The sequence below is a fragment of the Rhizobium sophorae genome, from assembly GCF_013087515.1.
GTDB classification, from domain to species: Bacteria; Pseudomonadota; Alphaproteobacteria; order Rhizobiales; family Rhizobiaceae; genus Rhizobium; species Rhizobium sophorae.
The window spans coordinates 123,836-139,921 of the sequence record NZ_JABFCN010000034.1 but is presented as its reverse complement, the minus strand read 5'-3'; the positions used below and the strand labels follow the sequence as shown (position 1 = coordinate 139,921).

General features: G+C 59.8%; 15 protein-coding genes. 13 read left to right on the top strand and 2 right to left on the bottom strand.

Annotation, left to right across the window (positions count from 1 at the left end; genetic code table 11):
- The first annotated feature begins 8 nt into the window (after positions 1-8).
- Entirely contained in the window at positions 9-515 is a 507-nt protein-coding gene (locus G9X64_RS20725) for a flagellar basal body-associated FliL family protein (RefSeq protein ID WP_003545539.1), read from the top strand.
- Complete coding sequence (gene fliP / locus G9X64_RS20720; RefSeq protein ID WP_168310501.1) at positions 512-1,249, top strand: flagellar type III secretion system pore protein FliP; 738 nt, start codon at positions 512-514, stop codon at positions 1,247-1,249. Before G9X64_RS20725 ends, fliP begins: the two co-directional genes overlap by 4 nt.
- Before the next feature lie 140 nt (positions 1,250-1,389).
- On the opposite strand, the gene G9X64_RS20715 is transcribed toward fliP, so the two are convergent.
- Together G9X64_RS20715 and G9X64_RS20710 are read right to left on the bottom strand one after the other, a co-directional pair.
- The gene (locus G9X64_RS20715) at positions 1,390-3,363 is read right to left on the bottom strand and encodes an O-linked N-acetylglucosamine transferase, SPINDLY family protein (protein ID WP_168310500.1); all 1,974 of its coding nucleotides are present in this window, start codon (positions 3,361-3,363) and stop codon (positions 1,390-1,392) included.
- Between the two features lie 22 nt (positions 3,364-3,385).
- A complete protein-coding gene (locus G9X64_RS20710; RefSeq protein WP_171377351.1) occupies positions 3,386-3,550 on the bottom strand; it encodes a hypothetical protein in 165 nt (54 codons plus the stop codon).
- A 241-nt stretch (positions 3,551-3,791) separates the two neighbouring features.
- Here G9X64_RS20710 and G9X64_RS20705 point away from each other — a divergent pair, with 241 nt between their 5' ends.
- From G9X64_RS20705 to G9X64_RS20655, 11 genes are all read left to right on the top strand, one after another.
- Positions 3,792-4,700 carry a flagellin N-terminal helical domain-containing protein gene (locus G9X64_RS20705; RefSeq protein WP_168310499.1) on the top strand — a complete coding sequence of 303 codons (909 nt, stop codon included), beginning with the start codon at positions 3,792-3,794 and terminating at the stop codon, positions 4,698-4,700.
- Positions 4,701-4,978: 278 nt separating this feature from the next.
- Positions 4,979-5,890, top strand: a complete 912-nt coding sequence (locus tag G9X64_RS20700; RefSeq protein ID WP_168269007.1) for a flagellin N-terminal helical domain-containing protein — start codon at positions 4,979-4,981, stop codon at positions 5,888-5,890.
- Positions 5,891-6,137: 247 nt separating this feature from the next.
- Complete coding sequence (locus G9X64_RS20695; RefSeq protein ID WP_168310498.1) at positions 6,138-7,046, top strand: flagellin N-terminal helical domain-containing protein; 909 nt, start codon at positions 6,138-6,140, stop codon at positions 7,044-7,046.
- 299 nt (positions 7,047-7,345) lie between these two features.
- The gene (locus G9X64_RS20690; RefSeq protein ID WP_168310497.1) at positions 7,346-8,308 is read left to right on the top strand and encodes a flagellin N-terminal helical domain-containing protein; all 963 of its coding nucleotides are present in this window, start codon (positions 7,346-7,348) and stop codon (positions 8,306-8,308) included.
- A gap of 201 nt (positions 8,309-8,509) precedes the next feature.
- Positions 8,510-9,139: a hypothetical protein gene (locus G9X64_RS20685; RefSeq protein ID WP_171377350.1), complete on the top strand. Its 630-nt coding sequence runs from the start codon at positions 8,510-8,512 to the stop codon at positions 9,137-9,139.
- Positions 9,136-10,467, top strand: a complete 1,332-nt coding sequence (locus tag G9X64_RS20680; protein WP_168310495.1) for a MotB family protein — start codon at positions 9,136-9,138, stop codon at positions 10,465-10,467. Before G9X64_RS20685 ends, G9X64_RS20680 begins: the two co-directional genes overlap by 4 nt.
- Positions 10,468-10,471: 4 nt before the next feature.
- Positions 10,472-11,767: a chemotaxis protein MotC gene (gene motC / locus G9X64_RS20675; RefSeq protein WP_168314447.1), complete on the top strand. Its 1,296-nt coding sequence runs from the start codon at positions 10,472-10,474 to the stop codon at positions 11,765-11,767.
- Positions 11,764-13,197: a flagellar hook-length control protein FliK gene (gene fliK, locus G9X64_RS20670; protein WP_171377349.1), complete on the top strand. Its 1,434-nt coding sequence runs from the start codon at positions 11,764-11,766 to the stop codon at positions 13,195-13,197. Before motC ends, fliK begins: the two co-directional genes overlap by 4 nt.
- The gene (locus G9X64_RS20665) at positions 13,145-13,702 is read left to right on the top strand and encodes a transglycosylase SLT domain-containing protein (RefSeq protein WP_168314717.1); all 558 of its coding nucleotides are present in this window, start codon (positions 13,145-13,147) and stop codon (positions 13,700-13,702) included. Before fliK ends, G9X64_RS20665 begins: the two co-directional genes overlap by 53 nt.
- A 280-nt stretch (positions 13,703-13,982) precedes the next feature.
- On the top strand, positions 13,983-14,654 hold the full coding sequence (gene rem, locus G9X64_RS20660) for a transcriptional activator Rem (RefSeq protein ID WP_003545558.1): 672 nt from the start codon (positions 13,983-13,985) through the stop codon (positions 14,652-14,654).
- Between the two features lie 122 nt (positions 14,655-14,776).
- Positions 14,777-16,078 carry a flagellar hook protein FlgE gene (locus G9X64_RS20655; RefSeq protein ID WP_027666401.1) on the top strand — a complete coding sequence of 434 codons (1,302 nt, stop codon included), beginning with the start codon at positions 14,777-14,779 and terminating at the stop codon, positions 16,076-16,078.
- The last annotated feature ends 8 nt before the right edge of the window (positions 16,079-16,086 follow it).

The following is a 16,086-nucleotide window of genomic DNA, read 5'->3' as shown; positions in this document are numbered from 1 at the left end:
GAACGACGATGGCAGAGCCAGACGCAAGCGCAGGTCAATCGCAGAAGAAATCCGGCTCGCTGATGACGATCATCGGCATCGCCGTCCTGACCCTGCTCGGCGCCGGCGGCGGCTGGGCGGTCGGCACGATCGTCGCGCCCAACATCAAGGGCGCCAAGGAGGTCGAGCAGGCCAAGGATGCGGAGGCGAAGAAGAAGGCCGAGGAAGGCCTGGCGCGCATCTCGACCGAGGCCAACAACGTCGTCCAGCTCGAGCCGATCACCTCGAACCTCGCCTACCCCTCCGAAAATTGGGTGCGACTCGAAGTCGCGCTGCTGTTCAATGGGCCGCCGGATGTCAAGGTTTCCGAGGATATTCACCAGGATATCCTCGCCTATATCAGGACTGTTTCCCTCCAGCAGATCGAGGGGCCGCGGGGCTTTCAATATCTCAAGGATGACATACAGGAACGTGTTGACCTTCGCTCGCAAGGGCGGGTATCGAAGGTCATGTTCAGGACATTTGTCATCGAATGATTCGTCTCATAGTTTTCCTTGCCGCCATGATGGCGGTACCGGAACTGGCGGTGGCACAGCAGCTGCCGACTGACTTGTTGAATATACCGGTCGATGGCTCCGTCGCCGCCTGGATCATCCGCACATTCGGCCTGCTGACCATTCTTTCGGTCGCGCCGGGCATCCTGATCATGGTGACGAGCTTTCCGCGCTTCATCATCGCTTTTTCGATCCTCCGCTCAGGGATGGGCCTCTCCTCGACGCCCTCCAACATGATCCTGCTGTCGCTGTCGCTGTTCATGACCTTCTACGTCATGTCGCCGACCTTCGATCAGGCCTGGCAGAACGGCGTGCAGCCACTGCTTGCCAATCAGATCAACGAGACCGAGTCCGTCCAGCGCATTGCTGAACCCTTCCGCACCTTCATGGCGGCCAATACCCGCGACAAGGATCTGGCGCTCTTCGTCGATCTGGCGCGCGAGCGCGGACAAAACATCCAGACGACCGAACCGATCGACTACCGCGTGCTGATCCCGGCCTTCATGATTTCCGAGATCCGCCGCGGCTTCGAAATCGGCTTCCTCGTCGTGCTGCCGTTCCTCGTCATCGACCTCATCGTCGCGACCATCACCATGGCGATGGGCATGATGATGCTGCCGCCGACCTCGATCTCGCTGCCATTCAAGATTCTCTTCTTTGTGCTGATCGACGGCTGGAACCTGCTCGTCGGCAGCCTGGTGCGCTCGTTCAGCTGACCGGCTGCCGCCGCTTGGATATTCGCCAATGAAAGAACCCGCCGGACTGCTCTGGCGGGTTCTTTCATTATGCAGCAATTCAAAGTGCTACGGCGTCCTTCACGCGCCTGAAAGACGCGCGCTGTAGCGGTCGAAAAGCCTCACTCGGCCGCGAACGGCGCCGTGCGCGGCGGCAGCGCCGGAATGTCCATGTGATCGGGTGCAAGACCCTGCCTGGCGCGCTCGGCCATGATTTCATAGGCCTGCTCCAGATGGTCGCAGAACCGTTCGGCATCGAAGAGCGGCGCGATATAACGCTTCTCCTTGAGATGCGCCTTATACTCAGCGATCCGTCCGGGATTGTTAGCCAGCTCGACAGCCATATCCTCATAGGCCTGCAGGTCGGCCGCAACGAGATCGGGTAGGTCGATGGCCCTGAGCAGGCTCTCGCTGACGCGTGAGGCGAAGTTGGTGCCCTTGACAGTCAGGACCGGCAGGCCGCCCCAGAGCTGCTCCGAGGTGGTCGTATGGCCGTTGACGGGGAAGGTATCGATGCCGAGGTCGGCCGCCTGCTGACGGTCGATATGTTCTTCATAGGGCGCGCGCGGGCAGAAGATGATCCGCTTGGGCGAAATGCCGGCCGTCTGGAATTGCTTCAAGAGGTTCGTTTGGTTGCGCGGCGTATTTGCCATCAGCCAGAGCACGCTGTTCGGCGCGCGCTTGAGAATGCGGCACCAGCTGTCGATCGTCTCCGGCGTGATCTTGCGATTGCCGTTGAAGGACGCAAAGATGAAGGCCTCTTCCGGCAAGCCGAGCTTTTCGCGGGTGACGGGGCGGGGCTTCGGGCGATGCATCGGGTCGTTCGGCTGGTAGCTCTCCGGCAGCCGGCAGAACTTCTCGTGATAGAAGGGCTTTGCTACATCGGGCAATACCGAATGGTCGCCGATGACATAATCGAGGTCGATATTGACCGTGCTGCCGGGAAAACCGAGCCAGCCGACATGCACCGGCGCCAGCGGCAGGTTGAAGGCCGTCGCGCGGCTGCCTGACGTATGGCCCTTTAGGTCGACCATGATGTCGATATTATGCTGGCGCACCGCTTCCAGCACCGCCTGGTCGGAGAAGCCGTGAACGGTGACGATCCTGCCCCAGCGGCTGCGGTTGGTATCGTTGTGCTTCAGGAACTCCGGTTCGGTATGGCAGAAGAGCGTCACATCGAACCGGTCCTTGTCGTGCAGTTCTAGGATGCGCTGCAGGAGCTTCATCGTCGCGTGGCGATCCCAGAAGTCCGATGACATGTAGCCGATCCGGATCTTGTCCGACCAGCTGTGCGGCTGGCTGCGACGGAAGGACACCCGTTCCGGGTTGAGGGGCGTGGTGCCGATCGTCGCATACCGGTTGAAATCCTCGTTGCCGCACCAATGCAGATGATAGAACGGGTTGTCCTTGCGCAGGATCTCGATATCGCCCTTTGCAAGGGTGGCGTCGATCACTGCCTGATGCTTGCTCGCCTCTTCGAACTCGTTGAATTCCCGGGCGAAAACAAGATGAAGGAAGCGGAATGCGAGATTGCCGGGGAAACGTTTGAAGAGGTTGCGCGCCAGGGCCTGGTTGGTTGCGTCGTGCAGATCGTCGCTGAGAAGCAGGGCTGCCAGACGCATGTGATCGGGATTTTGGCTCTCCGACAGCACCGTCTTGAACGGGCGGATGATATCCCGCTGCTGGCGCTTCAGATAGATCGCGGTGATGATGAATGCGAGTTCCGGGTCTTCCTGCGCCTTGCTGAGGTTTCGCATGGCAATTAGCAAGGCATCGTCCTCGCTGCCGGTCTCGTAGTGCAGCTTGGCAGCCTGTTTCTGATATTCGTAGGCGTTCGGTCCTTCGCAGTTGCCGGCCAGGCCATAAGCTTTCGCGGCATCGGCCTTGAAGCCGAGCTGCACGAGGTTCTTGGCCAGCAGCGCATAGGTCTTGGCGTCCTGCTGAATATCCATGAGCTGGTTGAGCGTCGCCAAGGACTGTGTGTAGCGGCCCATCTGGTAATCCTTGGATGCCGCAGAGAACGAAACTTTGCTGTTCAAAACCCAACTCCGTGAAGGAAATGTTCTGGCATGGCTGTCGGTCGCCGAAGAGCCCATGGATCGTCCTCCCAAAACGGGGTCAGTCCGATGATGCTATCCCGGCATCTGCCATATTGGCATTCGAAGCTTGCTTGAAACCGGTGGCGCGATGACCGCCTGCTTTGTCCGGAAAGCCTTGACCGCCCCAGGAAAGCGCTCTTTTCGCCGGTAAAGTTCGCTTTTGCCGCTCGAATTCGGATGCCATAAATTGTCTTCAGCAGGCATTAACTAAGCCTTGTGAGAAGGCATTAACTATGCCCTGCGAGGAGCCTACAGGGAGTCTGTCATTTTAAGAAGTTGGCAAGCATTGGCTGCGAAATTGCCCTGGACATGACGGGTTTGGGCCAAACAAAAGGCGCCGAGTAGCATGAAGCTGGTCCGTCATCGCCGGTACTATAGTCCGGTATGTCCTCCTTTTTGTATCTTGTTTTCCAGGGGACAGACTTATGACAAGCATTAACACTAATTCTTCCGCAATGGCCGCTCTCCAGACGCTGCGTGCCGTCAACCAGGGCCTCAACCAGACGCAGAACCACGTTTCGTCGGGCTATCGCGTCGAAAAGGCTTCTGACAACGCGGCTTACTGGTCGATCGCGACGACCATGCGTTCGGACAACAAGGCACTCTCGGCTGTTTCCGACGCTCTCGGCGTAGGCGCTGCCAAGGTCGACACCGCTTACACTGCAATGGACAGCGCCATCGACGTCGTCAGCGACATCAAGGCCAAGCTCGTTGCCGCAACTGAAAACGGCGTCGACAAGGCCAAGGTCCAGGAAGAAATCGGTCAGCTGCAGCAGCAGCTCCTGAGCATCGCTCAGTCGGCTTCCTTCAACGGTGAAAACTGGGTTGCTGGCGCAACCGGCACCAAGAGCGTCGTTTCCTCCTTCGTCCGTGACGGCTCCAACGCCGTTTCGATCAAGACGACCGACTATGCTCTCTCGAGCGGTTCGCTCGGCAACGTCCTGTTCGGCATGACCACTGCCGGCGCGGTTGAAACCTCCACGGGTATCCTCGGCACCTCGTCGGGCGCGACCGGTTCGATCTACGCGATGAGCATCACCAACTTCACCGCCGGCCAGATCCAGTCGGCTTTGACCAACGTTGAAGCGGCTCTGAAGGCCATGACCAGCGCCGGCGCTGCTCTCGGCTCGCTCTCCAAGCGTATCGACAGCCAGGACGACTTCGTCAACGCGCTCAGCGACTCGATCGACTCCGGTGTCGGCCGCCTCGTTGACGCCAACATGGAAGAGGAGTCCTCCAAGCTCAGCGCTCTGCAGACCCAGCAGCAGCTGGCGATCCAGTCGCTGTCGATCGCGAATTCCTCTTCGCAGAACATCCTCTCGCTGTTCCGCTAGGACCGGCCCAAGACTTCCAAGTTTCGCGGCCGGGGTCATCCCCGGCCGCGAAATGTTTTAATATAAGGTTAATCAAAATCCTCCTAACTATCAGATATTTTTACGCTATTTCCAATTTGAATTTAGCTTTCCTTAACCATCTTGCTGTCATCTAGGCCCATCGAAACGGCGAGTTAACCCTAACAGGAATGGTTAACAGGCATGATGCTGATCGCTGTGGGCCGGCCGAAATCCGGAATGTCCCTTCTTAAAATCTGCCAACAAGGGGCACGCAAACTATGACGAGCATCAACACCAATAACGCTGCAATGGCAGCTCTCCAGACTCTCCGTGGCATCAATCAGGGTCTCCAGGAAACCCAGTCTCATGTTTCATCCGGCTATCGCGTCGGTAAGGCCTCCGACAACGCGGCTTACTGGTCGATCGCAACGACCATGCGCTCGGACAACAAGGCACTCTCGGCTGTTTCCGACGCTCTCGGCCTTGGTGCCGCCAAGGTCGACACCGCTTACTCCGCCATGGACAGCGCCATCGACGTCGTCGGTGACATCAAGGCCAAGCTCGTTGCCGCAACTGAAAACGGCGTCGACAAGGCCAAGGTCCAGGAAGAAATAAGCCAGTTGCAGCAGCAGCTCCTGAGCATCGCTCAATCGGCCTCCTTCTCGGGTGAAAACTGGGTTGCTGGCGCAACCGGCACCAAGAGCGTAGTTTCCACCTTCGTCCGCGACGCCTCCAACGCCGTTTCGGTCAAGACGACCGACTATGCTCTCTCGAACGGCTCCATGGGCAACGTCCTGTTCGGCATGACCACTACCGGCGCGGTTGAAACCTCCACGGGTATCCTCGGAACTTCGAATGGTGCGGTCGGCTCGGTCTTCGCGATGAGCATCACCACCTTCACGCTCGGCCAGATCCAGTCGGCTTTGACCAACGTTGAATCGGCTCTGAAGGCCATGACTAGCGCCGGCGCTGCTCTCGGCTCGATCTCCAAGCGTATCGAGCTGCAGGAAAACTTTGTCAACGCTCTCAGCGACTCGATCGACTCCGGTGTCGGCCGCCTCGTTGATGCCAACATGGAAGAAGAGTCCTCCAAGCTCAGCGCCCTGCAGACCCAGCAGCAGCTGGCGATCCAGTCGCTGTCCATCGCGAACTCTTCTTCGCAGAACATCCTCACGCTGTTCCGCGGCTAATAACCCTCGGAAATATCGGCCCGCCGGTCTCCGGCGGGTATACAGGAATAGAGCCGCGCTTCGATGGAGCGCGGCTTTTTGATTTCTATTAACCAATGATTAACCATAATGCTGTCTTCTGCGGTCAACGAGACGGCGGGTTAACCAAGTTTAAGAACCGGTTAACAGGCATGAGGCTGGTACCCCGTTCCCGGTAGCTTTCCGGAATGTCCCTTTTTTCCATCTGCCGACAAGGGGCAAACATTTCATGACCAGCATTTTGACGAACGTCGCGGCGATGGCCGCTCTTCAGACACTTCGCGGAATCAACGATAGCCTCGAGGATACGCAGAACCGGGTATCGTCGGGTTACCGCGTCGAAAAGGCAGCTGACAACGCCGCCTACTGGTCGATCGCAACGACCATGCGGTCGGACAATAAGGCTCTCTCGGCCGTTTCCGACGCTCTCGGCCTCGGCGCCGCAAAGGTCGACACCGCTTACTCCGCCATGGACAGCGCCATCGACGTCATCAGCGAAATCAAGGCGAAGATCGTCGCCGCGACCGAAAAGGGTGTCGACAAGACCAAGGTCCAGGAAGAGATCAAACAGCTTCAGGCACAGCTGATGAGCATTGCCCAGTCCGCATCCTTCTCCGGCGAGAACTGGGTGGCCGGCAATTCGACGAAGAGCGTCGTTTCGACCTTCGTCCGCGACGGCAACGGCAATGTTTCGGTCAAGACGACGGACTACGTCCTGAGCTCAGGCTCCATGGGCAACGTTCTCTTCGGCATGACCTCGGTTGGTGCGATCGAGACGACCTCCGGCATCATCGGCACATCAAGCGGTACGATCGGTTCGATCTACACGATGGACATCACCAGCTTCGGCTCGACCGAGATCTCCATGGCGCTGACGGCGATCGAGGCGGGCCTGGAAGCAATGACCAAGGCTGCCTCGCAACTCGGCTCGATTTCCACCCGCATCGACCTGCAGGAAAATTTCGTCGCTTCTCTCAGTGATTCGATCGACTCCGGTGTCGGACGTCTGATCGATGCCGACATGGAAGAGGAATCGAGCAAGCTGACGGCGTTGCAAACGCAGCAGCAGCTGGCCATCCAATCGCTGTCGATTGCCAACTCCAGCGCTCAGAACATCCTCACGCTGTTCCGCAGCTAAGTCGGAGCTGAAACTGGACCGAATCTTGCGCCATCGTCTGGCAGCAAATGAAATGCCTCCTGGACCGCGCCCAAAACGGTGCGGTTCTTTCTTTTATATCAATAGCTTGATCGATATGACGGTCGATGCGCCACGCTCAGTGTTGCGCTCTTGCCCAACAGGTTGATATCGAGTTACCTTCGCCTCGAGTTGATTTGCTTTTGCGATACACCGGCGGAAACCCTGCCGGAGGCATGATGCCACCTCAGTCGCCGCCGGGAATCCGGCCTGCCCTTTCACCTTATTCCGAGACCCTGTCGATGACCGTTAAGATTACCAGCGCGTCCGCGGTGAATGCGCTTGCGGTGCTGCGCAGCATCAACAAAGAAGCCAGCCAGACCCAACAGCAAGTGTCCTCGGGATATCGTATCGAGACGGCCGCCGACGATGCGTCGTACTGGTCGGTCGCGACCGTCATGCGCTCGGACAGCACCAATCTCGGTACGATCGGAGATGCGCTCGGTCTTGGCGCGGCCAAGGTCGATGCGACCTACACGGCGATGACCTCGTCGATCGACCTCCTAAGCCAGATTCGTGCCAAGCTGGTTTCGGCAAGAGAGCCCGGCGCCGATAAGAACAAGATCAACGCCGAGATCAGCGAATACAAGGAGCAGCTGCAGACGATCGTCGAATCGACGTCGTTTGCGGGGGAGAACTGGCTGCTGAACGGCGACGCGGCTGCGCCGCCGACATGGTCGGTCATCTCGAGCTTCGTGCGCGCTCCGACCGGCGAATATCAGGCCCGGACCATCGATTTCCCATCGTCGCAGACCATTCTCATTGACAAGAACAATGCGAATGGCGGCCTGTTGACCAAGTCGGTCGATGCCAACGCGATCAACAACAGCGGCGCGACGTCGCGCAACTACTACCTTTTGAACGCCAACTCGACCACGCCGGCGACAGGTACGGAAATTGCGATCGGCACGAACACGACCGATGCGCAACTCGTCGACATGCTTGATGTGACCGATGCGCTGCTTTCCTCGCTGACGACGACGGCCGCTTCTATCGGCGTGATGAAGGCGCGTATCGACGATCAGATAGACTACACCGCCGATCTGTCCGATTCGATCGACAAGAGTGTCGGCGCGCTCGTCGATACCGACATGGACGAGGCTTCGATCCGGCAGAAGGCGATCGAAACCCAGAAGCAGATGGCGGTCGAAGCGATCTCGATCCTCAACACGGCCGCAAGCAAAATTCTGATCCTGCTGGAATAGGGGTGGGCGCGACCACGGTTGGCCGGCGCCATTCATCCTCGCGCAAGTTTGACTGCCTAGTTTCCGGCACGAAGGCATCGTCCGAATCCGTGCCGGCGCAAGGTCAGCCCCTTGCCCGTTCCGAAGGGGATGCCGGCGCGCAGGGTCACTTTAAGCGGGGGCGGGTATGCCGCATGCCTCCCGAATGCTGGATGGTTTTTTATGAGCATTACGCTTTCCCGGTATTTGAAGGATTTCGGTGAACCGGAATCGTCAGCGCCGATCCTCGACATGAATGACTTCGGCGGCGACGATTTCCCCGAAATGCCGAACGAACCGGCGATCGACATCGAGGCGGAGCGCCGCGAAGCCTATGCGGAAGGTCATGCCGCAGCGACTGTGGAATTGACCGAGAGATACGAACGCGAGGCGCGGACGCTGGCGGAGGTCCATGCGCGGGAACTCGAGGAACTGAAGCTTCGCTACGAGGTCGAGGCGGCGGCGGTCATTGCGTCCCGCATCCGCGATATCGCCGAAGAGGTCGCTCAGCTGGTCAGCGCCGGCGCCGCTGAGGCGATCGCGCCTGTGATGACGGGCGCGCTCGCGGCCAAGGCTGCCGAAAGCCTCGCCGCCCTGCTGCGTGATGCGATCCTCGAAGGCGCGGCAGGAGCGATCGTCGTCAGGGGCCCGACCCGGCTTTTCGACATATTGAAGGCCGAGCTCGGCGAACATGCAGCCGCGGTTCGCCACTTTGAGACCGACGATATCGATCTTGCAGTCGAAATCGGTGATTCCGTCATCGTCACCCGTATGTCCGCCTGGGCGGCCAGCTTGAAGAAAGTTCTGGAATGAGCGAAGGCGAAAACCACCACCACGGCAAGAACGAGATCATCATCGTCAAGAGACATGGCGGCGGTGATCACGATGGCGCCCATGGCGGTGCGTGGAAAATTGCCTATGCCGACTTCATGACGGCGATGATGGCGTTCTTCCTGGTGATGTGGCTGGTCAATGCCGCCAACGAGGAGACCAAGGCCTCGGTCGCGACCTATTTCAATCCGATCAAACTCTCCGACGAAAAGCCGACCCAGAAGGGCCTGAAGAAGCCCGTCGACAACGCCGAGGGCGAGGAGAAGCAGGAGAAGTCGAAACAGAAGGAAGAAGATCCGAACGACGGCAAGGCCGCGGCGGATGGTGACGATCAGACATCGACCTCCGGCGACCAAACCAATTATTCCGAGGCCGATTTCTTCGAAAACCCATATTCGGTTCTTGCCGAAATCGCGCAGGAGGTCGGCCAGCAGGCCAATGTCAGCGCCAAGGGCGATGGCGGTGCCGCCGATTCCGGGCCGGCCACCGGCGCCGATGGCGGCGAGGCCTATCGTGATCCCTTCGATCCGGATTTCTGGACGAAGCAGGTCGAGGTCACGATGGCCGGCAAGCCGTTACCGCCTGGGAAGAGCGACGAGCAGGCGGTCGAGAGCGAGACGACCGAGATCGCCAAGCTTGAGGACGCCAAGCCGATACCGCTGACCACCGATCAGAAGGTCGCCCAGGAGACCAAAGAAACCAAGGAAACCAAGGGCGCGGTCGAGGCCAAGGACGGCAAGACGTCGGGTGGCAAGTCGCCCGAAGACAAGAAGGCCGAAGCTCAGAAGGACGCCGATCATCAGAAGGATGTGGACAAGAGTACCGCCGAGGCCGAGCAGAAGCAGCAGAAGGAAGCCGAGCAGCTGCAGGCGCAGATCGCCCAGCAGATCGGCGGCGTGGCCGGCAAGCTCGCCGAAGGCCTGACCGTGACGGCGTCCGAAGGCGGATTGCTGGTCAGCATCTCCGACCAGACCGACGATTCGATGTTCAATATCGGTTCTGCGGTTCCGCGCCAGGAGATGGTGCTCGCCATGGAAAAGATCGGCGCGATCCTGAAGGAGAGGGGTGGTGCGGTTGCCATCCGCGGCCACACGGACGGTCGCCAGTATAAGGGCACGCAGAACGAGAACTGGCGGCTTTCGATGGACCGCGCTCAGAGCGCCTACTACATGCTTGTGCGCGGCGGGCTTGATGAGAAACGCATCTCCCAGGTCTCCGGCTTTGCCGACCGTCGACTGAAGCTGCCGTCTGACCCGTTCAACGCGACCAACCGCCGGATCGAGATTCTGGTGCAGGCGGATCAAGGATAGTCGAATGGCGCGTCGGCAGCATCGTTACGTCGGATTTGTGGCCCTCGGCCTGGCGATGCTTTCGCCGGCCGCAGCCAATGCGCAGGACCCGGACGATCTCGCACCCTACAAGATGCTGCGCTCGCTGCAATTCGTGCAGGATTCCGTCGTCACCGGCGATCATTCGGCCGGCGAGATGCAGCGCTTCATGCTGGGCACGATCGACGAGCGGCTGCGCACCGTCAATCCTTCGATCTTCGACGACGACCGCAACGTCGACGCGGCGCTGATCTACACGATGAGCGGCGGCAATCCCCAGACGCTCGAATATCTGATCGCCCACGACGTCAACGGCTATTTCGACAACCGCGTCACCGATGTGCTGCGCAAATATCTGAGCGGCAAGGGGCTCCTCGTCGCCAAGACGCTGGAGGAGACGGCCAAGGAATATCGCGACAAGAAGATCGGCCCCTACCTTGCGCTGATCGGCGGCAACGTGCTGATCGCGACGAAACCGACAGACGCGCTGGATCTCTACGACCAGGCGCGTCTTGCCGCCCCGGGTACGATCGTCGAGGAGGCGGCGTTGCGCCGGTCAGTCGCCATTTGCGTCGACAAGGGGATGCTCGACAGGGGAATGGCCTATTCGCAGCGCTATGTCAGACGCTTCTTGCATTCGCCCTATGCCAGCCAGTTCGCCGATCTTTTCGTCACCCTCGTCGTCGGCCACGATCACGACGTGAAACCGCAGGATGTCATCGACATCCTGTCCTTCATGGACGCACCGCGCCAACGCGAGGTTTATCTGCGCATCGCCCGCGCCGCGGCGATATCAGGCAAGCCGGAGCTGGCGCGCATGGCAGTCGGACGTGTGCAGTCGCTGGGCGGCGGCACCGACAATGCTTTCGGTCCGCTGGCGGATTTCTATGGCGGCATGGCCGGCCTGCCCACGGAGGATATCGATCAGGCAGCGAAGAATGTCAGCGGTATCGACGGCAACGCGCTTTCGCCGCGGGATCAGGCGCTGCAGGAAGCGGCGCGATCCGTTGCCGAGCAGATCCTGCGCGCTCCCGACCCGGCAAGCTTGACGCAAGCCTCCAATCCTAACACTGATCATCAAGAAATCACTTCTGAAAAGGCTGCGGCGATAGCCACGCAACCGGGAGCGCCAGGCGCGCTTCCCGAGCCTGTTCCGGGAGGTGTGGCATCGACTGGCCAAAGCCAGGATACCGACCCCTCATTCAACGCATTTGTGACGACCAATCGATCCAAGCTCGACGAGATCGACGGTCTTCTGGCGCAGGAAGGCAACGAACAATGATGGATATAAGCGTCTCGGGCGGAGCCTCCGGTACGGAGACGGCTGCGGTTGCGAAATCCGCGCGGCCGGCCGGAAAAGGTGATGCAGCCGGCCAAAAGGACGGCTTCTCCGATGTGCTTGCCAAGGCAAGCGGCGGTACCGTCACAGACGAGGCCAATGATGCGCAGCCGGATCAGGGCGTGGTTGCCGATGCCAGTGCCGAGAAAGCGGCGCGGACGATCCGTAGCCGCAACAGCGCAAAGCCGTTGATCGACCTGAGCGATGCCGCGCTGAAGGCACAGGCGGAGGTGCAGCCGGAAACGATTGCCAGTGTTGAAAAGGCCGTGGCTAAGCCCATAAAGTCTGAGGTTAAAATGCCGGCCGAGCTCGCCTTCGGCAAGCCCGATCCGAAGGACAGTCCCGCAGACGAGGTCGCTCCGGCGGCCAAGGGTGGCAAACACACCAAGGCCGACGTGCTGGAAACCGATACTGACAAGGTCAGCGACCATGATGACGGCGGCATTTCCGATGTTCTGGGTCTGCTGAAGCAGGAGCCTGCCGACGGGACCGTGACTTTGCCGGCGACTACAGCGCATGACGTCTCCGCCAAGGTCGACGAGGCTGGAGCGGGCGACAAGAAACTCGACGGTATCGAAGCCAAGGCGGGCGGCCATGCGTCGGACGCTCTTGCCGCCGTCAGCGGCAACGTCGAGAGCGGCAAGGCGGATGATATCAAGGCCCCCGGATCGGAGACTGCCGAAGCCGCCGATGGCAAGACATTCAGGATCAGCCGCGCCGATGGCCGCGGCGTGTCGATGGATGTTCATATCGGCACGGATCAGGCCGGGCCGAAAGATGGTTCGAAGAAGGCCGATGTCGAAAACGTTTCGGTGCTCGAATCGCGCCGCTATATCGGCTTGATGCAGAATTCGAATTCCGCCGCTGTCACTGCCGCTCTCTCCGGCGATTCCGAATGGGCGCGCGCCATGGAGCCGAGCTCGGCGCTCTCCAACGCGGCGGAATGGACGAGCACCGGCAAGGTGGTCAATACGTTGAAGATCCAGATGAACCCGCTCGATCTCGGCCTGGTAACGGCGACCATGCGCCTGTCCGGCGACGCCCTCAACGTCGATCTCAAGGTCGAAACCGGGGCGGCCTATCGTCAAATGAAGGAAGATCACGGCAAGATTCTCGAAGCTCTGCGCAGCCAGGGTTACGCCGTCGAAAACGTCACCATCAGCATGGCGCCGGTCGAGCGTCCCGACGCTGGCAACCAGGGCCAGGCCTCCCAGCAGCAGTCGCTCCCTCAGCAGGGGCAGGGCGGCGAGGCGCGCGATCGCCAAAATCAGACGGCACAGCGGACGGACGGAGGCTTCAATGGCGCAGGTGATACCGGTATTGAAGACGCTCGTTCTGGCGGCAGCAGCGGCGCTGGCGGCGTTTACCTCTGAGGCGATCGCCTCCACCGGCGCCTGCGAACGCGAGATCCAGTCGGCAGCGGCCAAATACGGCATCCCGGAAGGCATCCTCTATTCGGTCGGTCTAACGGAGACCGGCCGCAAAGGCTCGCTCTATCCCTATGCCATGAACGTCGAAGGCAAAGCGATCTTTCCGCCCTCGGAGCAGGACGCGATGCGGCTGTTCGATGTCGCCCGCAACAGCGGCGCGAAGCTCATCGACATCGGCTGTATGCAGATCAACCATTACTTTCACGGCGAGAATTTCCGCTCCGCCGAGGAGATGTTCGACCCGCATCGCAACGTCGAGTATGCGGCAAAATTCCTCCGCAACCTGCATGACCGTCATGAGACATGGACGATGGCGGTAGCCAGATACCATGCCGGACCCAACAACGATCCGGCGCAGAAGCAATATGTCTGCCGCGTCATCTCCAATCTCGTCGCCACGGGTTACGGCAAGTGGACTCCCAATGCGAGTAACTTTTGTCGAAATTGATTCAACCAAAGATGGAAGTGGCGTATTGTGACCAAACTGTGTCACAATGTGGCAGGAATCCGGCGTGAATCCCCCGCGCAAGCCATATTTAATCGACCGTTAACTTTTCCACGAAATTTTGGTGTGTATAATCCGACATACCCACTAGATATAGATCAAATCGCTATCAAGATCTTAATCAATTATTAGTTTCTGCCATTAACTTTAACGAGTTGTCGCCGATTCGTGCGATTCGTACCCATAGATCATCGAAGTGCCACACTGATTCGGAGGCGGACGAATGATCGTAGTGGTTGATGAGCGTGAGCTCGTGAAGGATGGATACACATCTCTGTTCGGTCGTGAGGGCATTCCCTCCACCGGCTTTGATCCAGCGGAATTTGGCGAGTGGGTACAGACCGCTGCCGATTCCGATATAGCTGCAGTCGAGGCCTTTCTGATCGGCCAGGGCCAGCGCAACTTCGAACTGCCCCGGGCGATCCGGGATCGGTCGATGGCGCCGGTGATTGCGGTCAGCGACCAGCACTCGCTCGAAAACACTCTTGCGCTTTTCGATTGCGGTGTCGACGACGTGGTGCGCAAACCGGTGCATCCCCGCGAGATCCTCGCAAGGGCGGCTGCGATCCGCCGCCGGCTGAAGGCGATCACCAATTACACCGAGATCGGCGGGATCCGCGTCTTCTCGGATGGTCGTGACCCCGAGATCAACGGCGAGGTCTTCGCACTTCCCCGGCGCGAGCGCCGCATCCTCGAATATTTGATCGCCAATCGCGGCCGCCGGGTCACCAAGACCCAGATCTTCAACGCCATCTACGGCATCTTCGATGAAGAGGTCGAGGAGAACGTCGTCGAAAGCCACATCTCGAAGCTGCGCAAGAAGTTGCGCAAGAAGCTCGGCGTCGATCCGGTCGATTCCAAGCGCTTCCTTGGTTACTGCATCGATTGGGCCTGATTTCTCGGCCGGGCGGCGCCCGGCTGAACTTCGATATCCGGCCTCGCCGCTCGCATGACAGACAGCTTCACGCAAGGCCCGACAAATACTCTCGTGCATAACAGGTAAAACGAGGTTTTCAGATGAGCATTTTCGGCAGCATGAAGACGGCAGTATCGGGGATGAACGCTCAGGCCAACCGCCTCAGCACCGTCGCCGACAACATCGCCAACGTTAACACCACCGGTTACAAGGCTGTGTCGACGAGCTTCTCGTCGCTGGTTCTGCCCTCCTCGGGCGGCAATTACAATTCCGGCGGCGTTCAGACCTCCGTTCGTCAGGCCGTCTCCGACCAGGGTGATATCTCCTACACAACGTCGAGCACCGACCTTGCAATCTCAGGCGACGGCTTCTTCATCGTCCAGGGTCCTGACGGCACGCCGGTGCTGACCCGCGCCGGCGACTTTACCAAGGATGACGAGGGCAACCTCGTCAACGCCGCCGGCTTCATGCTGATGGGCTATTCCTACGATTCCGGCGCTCCAGCCGTCGTCGTCAACGGCTTCGATGGTCTCGTTCCCGTCAATGTCAACCAGGATGGTCTGACCGCCATTGCCTCGACATCCGGTATCTTCAAGGGCAACCTCGATTCCAACGCCAAGATCGCTCCGGTCGCTCCCGCGACGGCTCCAAGTGCAAACCTCGCCACGACGACGACCGATACCAAGAAGGTCTCGATGGTCGCCTATGACCGTCTCGGCAACAAGGTGATGTACGACTTCTACTTCACGAAATCCTCAGTCGCGGCAGCGCCGCCGCCGGCACCTCCGGCTACCGCTGCCACCTGGGAAGTGGCGATGTTCCGCAACGCCGATGCTGCGGTCGGCGGCGCGACCTCCTTCCCTTACTCCACCGCCGCTGTCGGCACCGGAGCGCTGACCTTCGACCGCGATGGCAAGATGACCTCGACCGGCGCCGTTAACATTGTCGATCCAGTGACTGGCCAGACGATTGCCATGGATTTCTCGGCCTTCACACAGCTCGGTGCCGACTTCTCCGGCACCGGTACGCCGAACGGCCAGGCAGCGACCCCGGTCAAGGACGTGACGGTTGACGGCGACGGCATCGTCTACGCGAAATACGAAGACGGCAGCACCAAGCCGCTTTATCGCATTCCGCTGGCCAATGTCGCAAGCCCCGACAAGCTGACGCTGATGAGCGGCAACGTCTACAGCGCCAACGGCCAGTCGGGCGTCACCGTCACCGGCTTCCCGCAGACCAACGGTCTCGGCACGATCAAATCAGGCGCTCTCGAAGGCTCGAACGTCGACCTCGCCGGCGAGCTGACCGAGATGATCGAATCGCAGCGCAGCTATACCGCCAATTCCAAGGTGTTCCAGACGGGATCCGACATTATGGACGTTCTCGTCAACCTCAAGAGATAAGCAAGGTA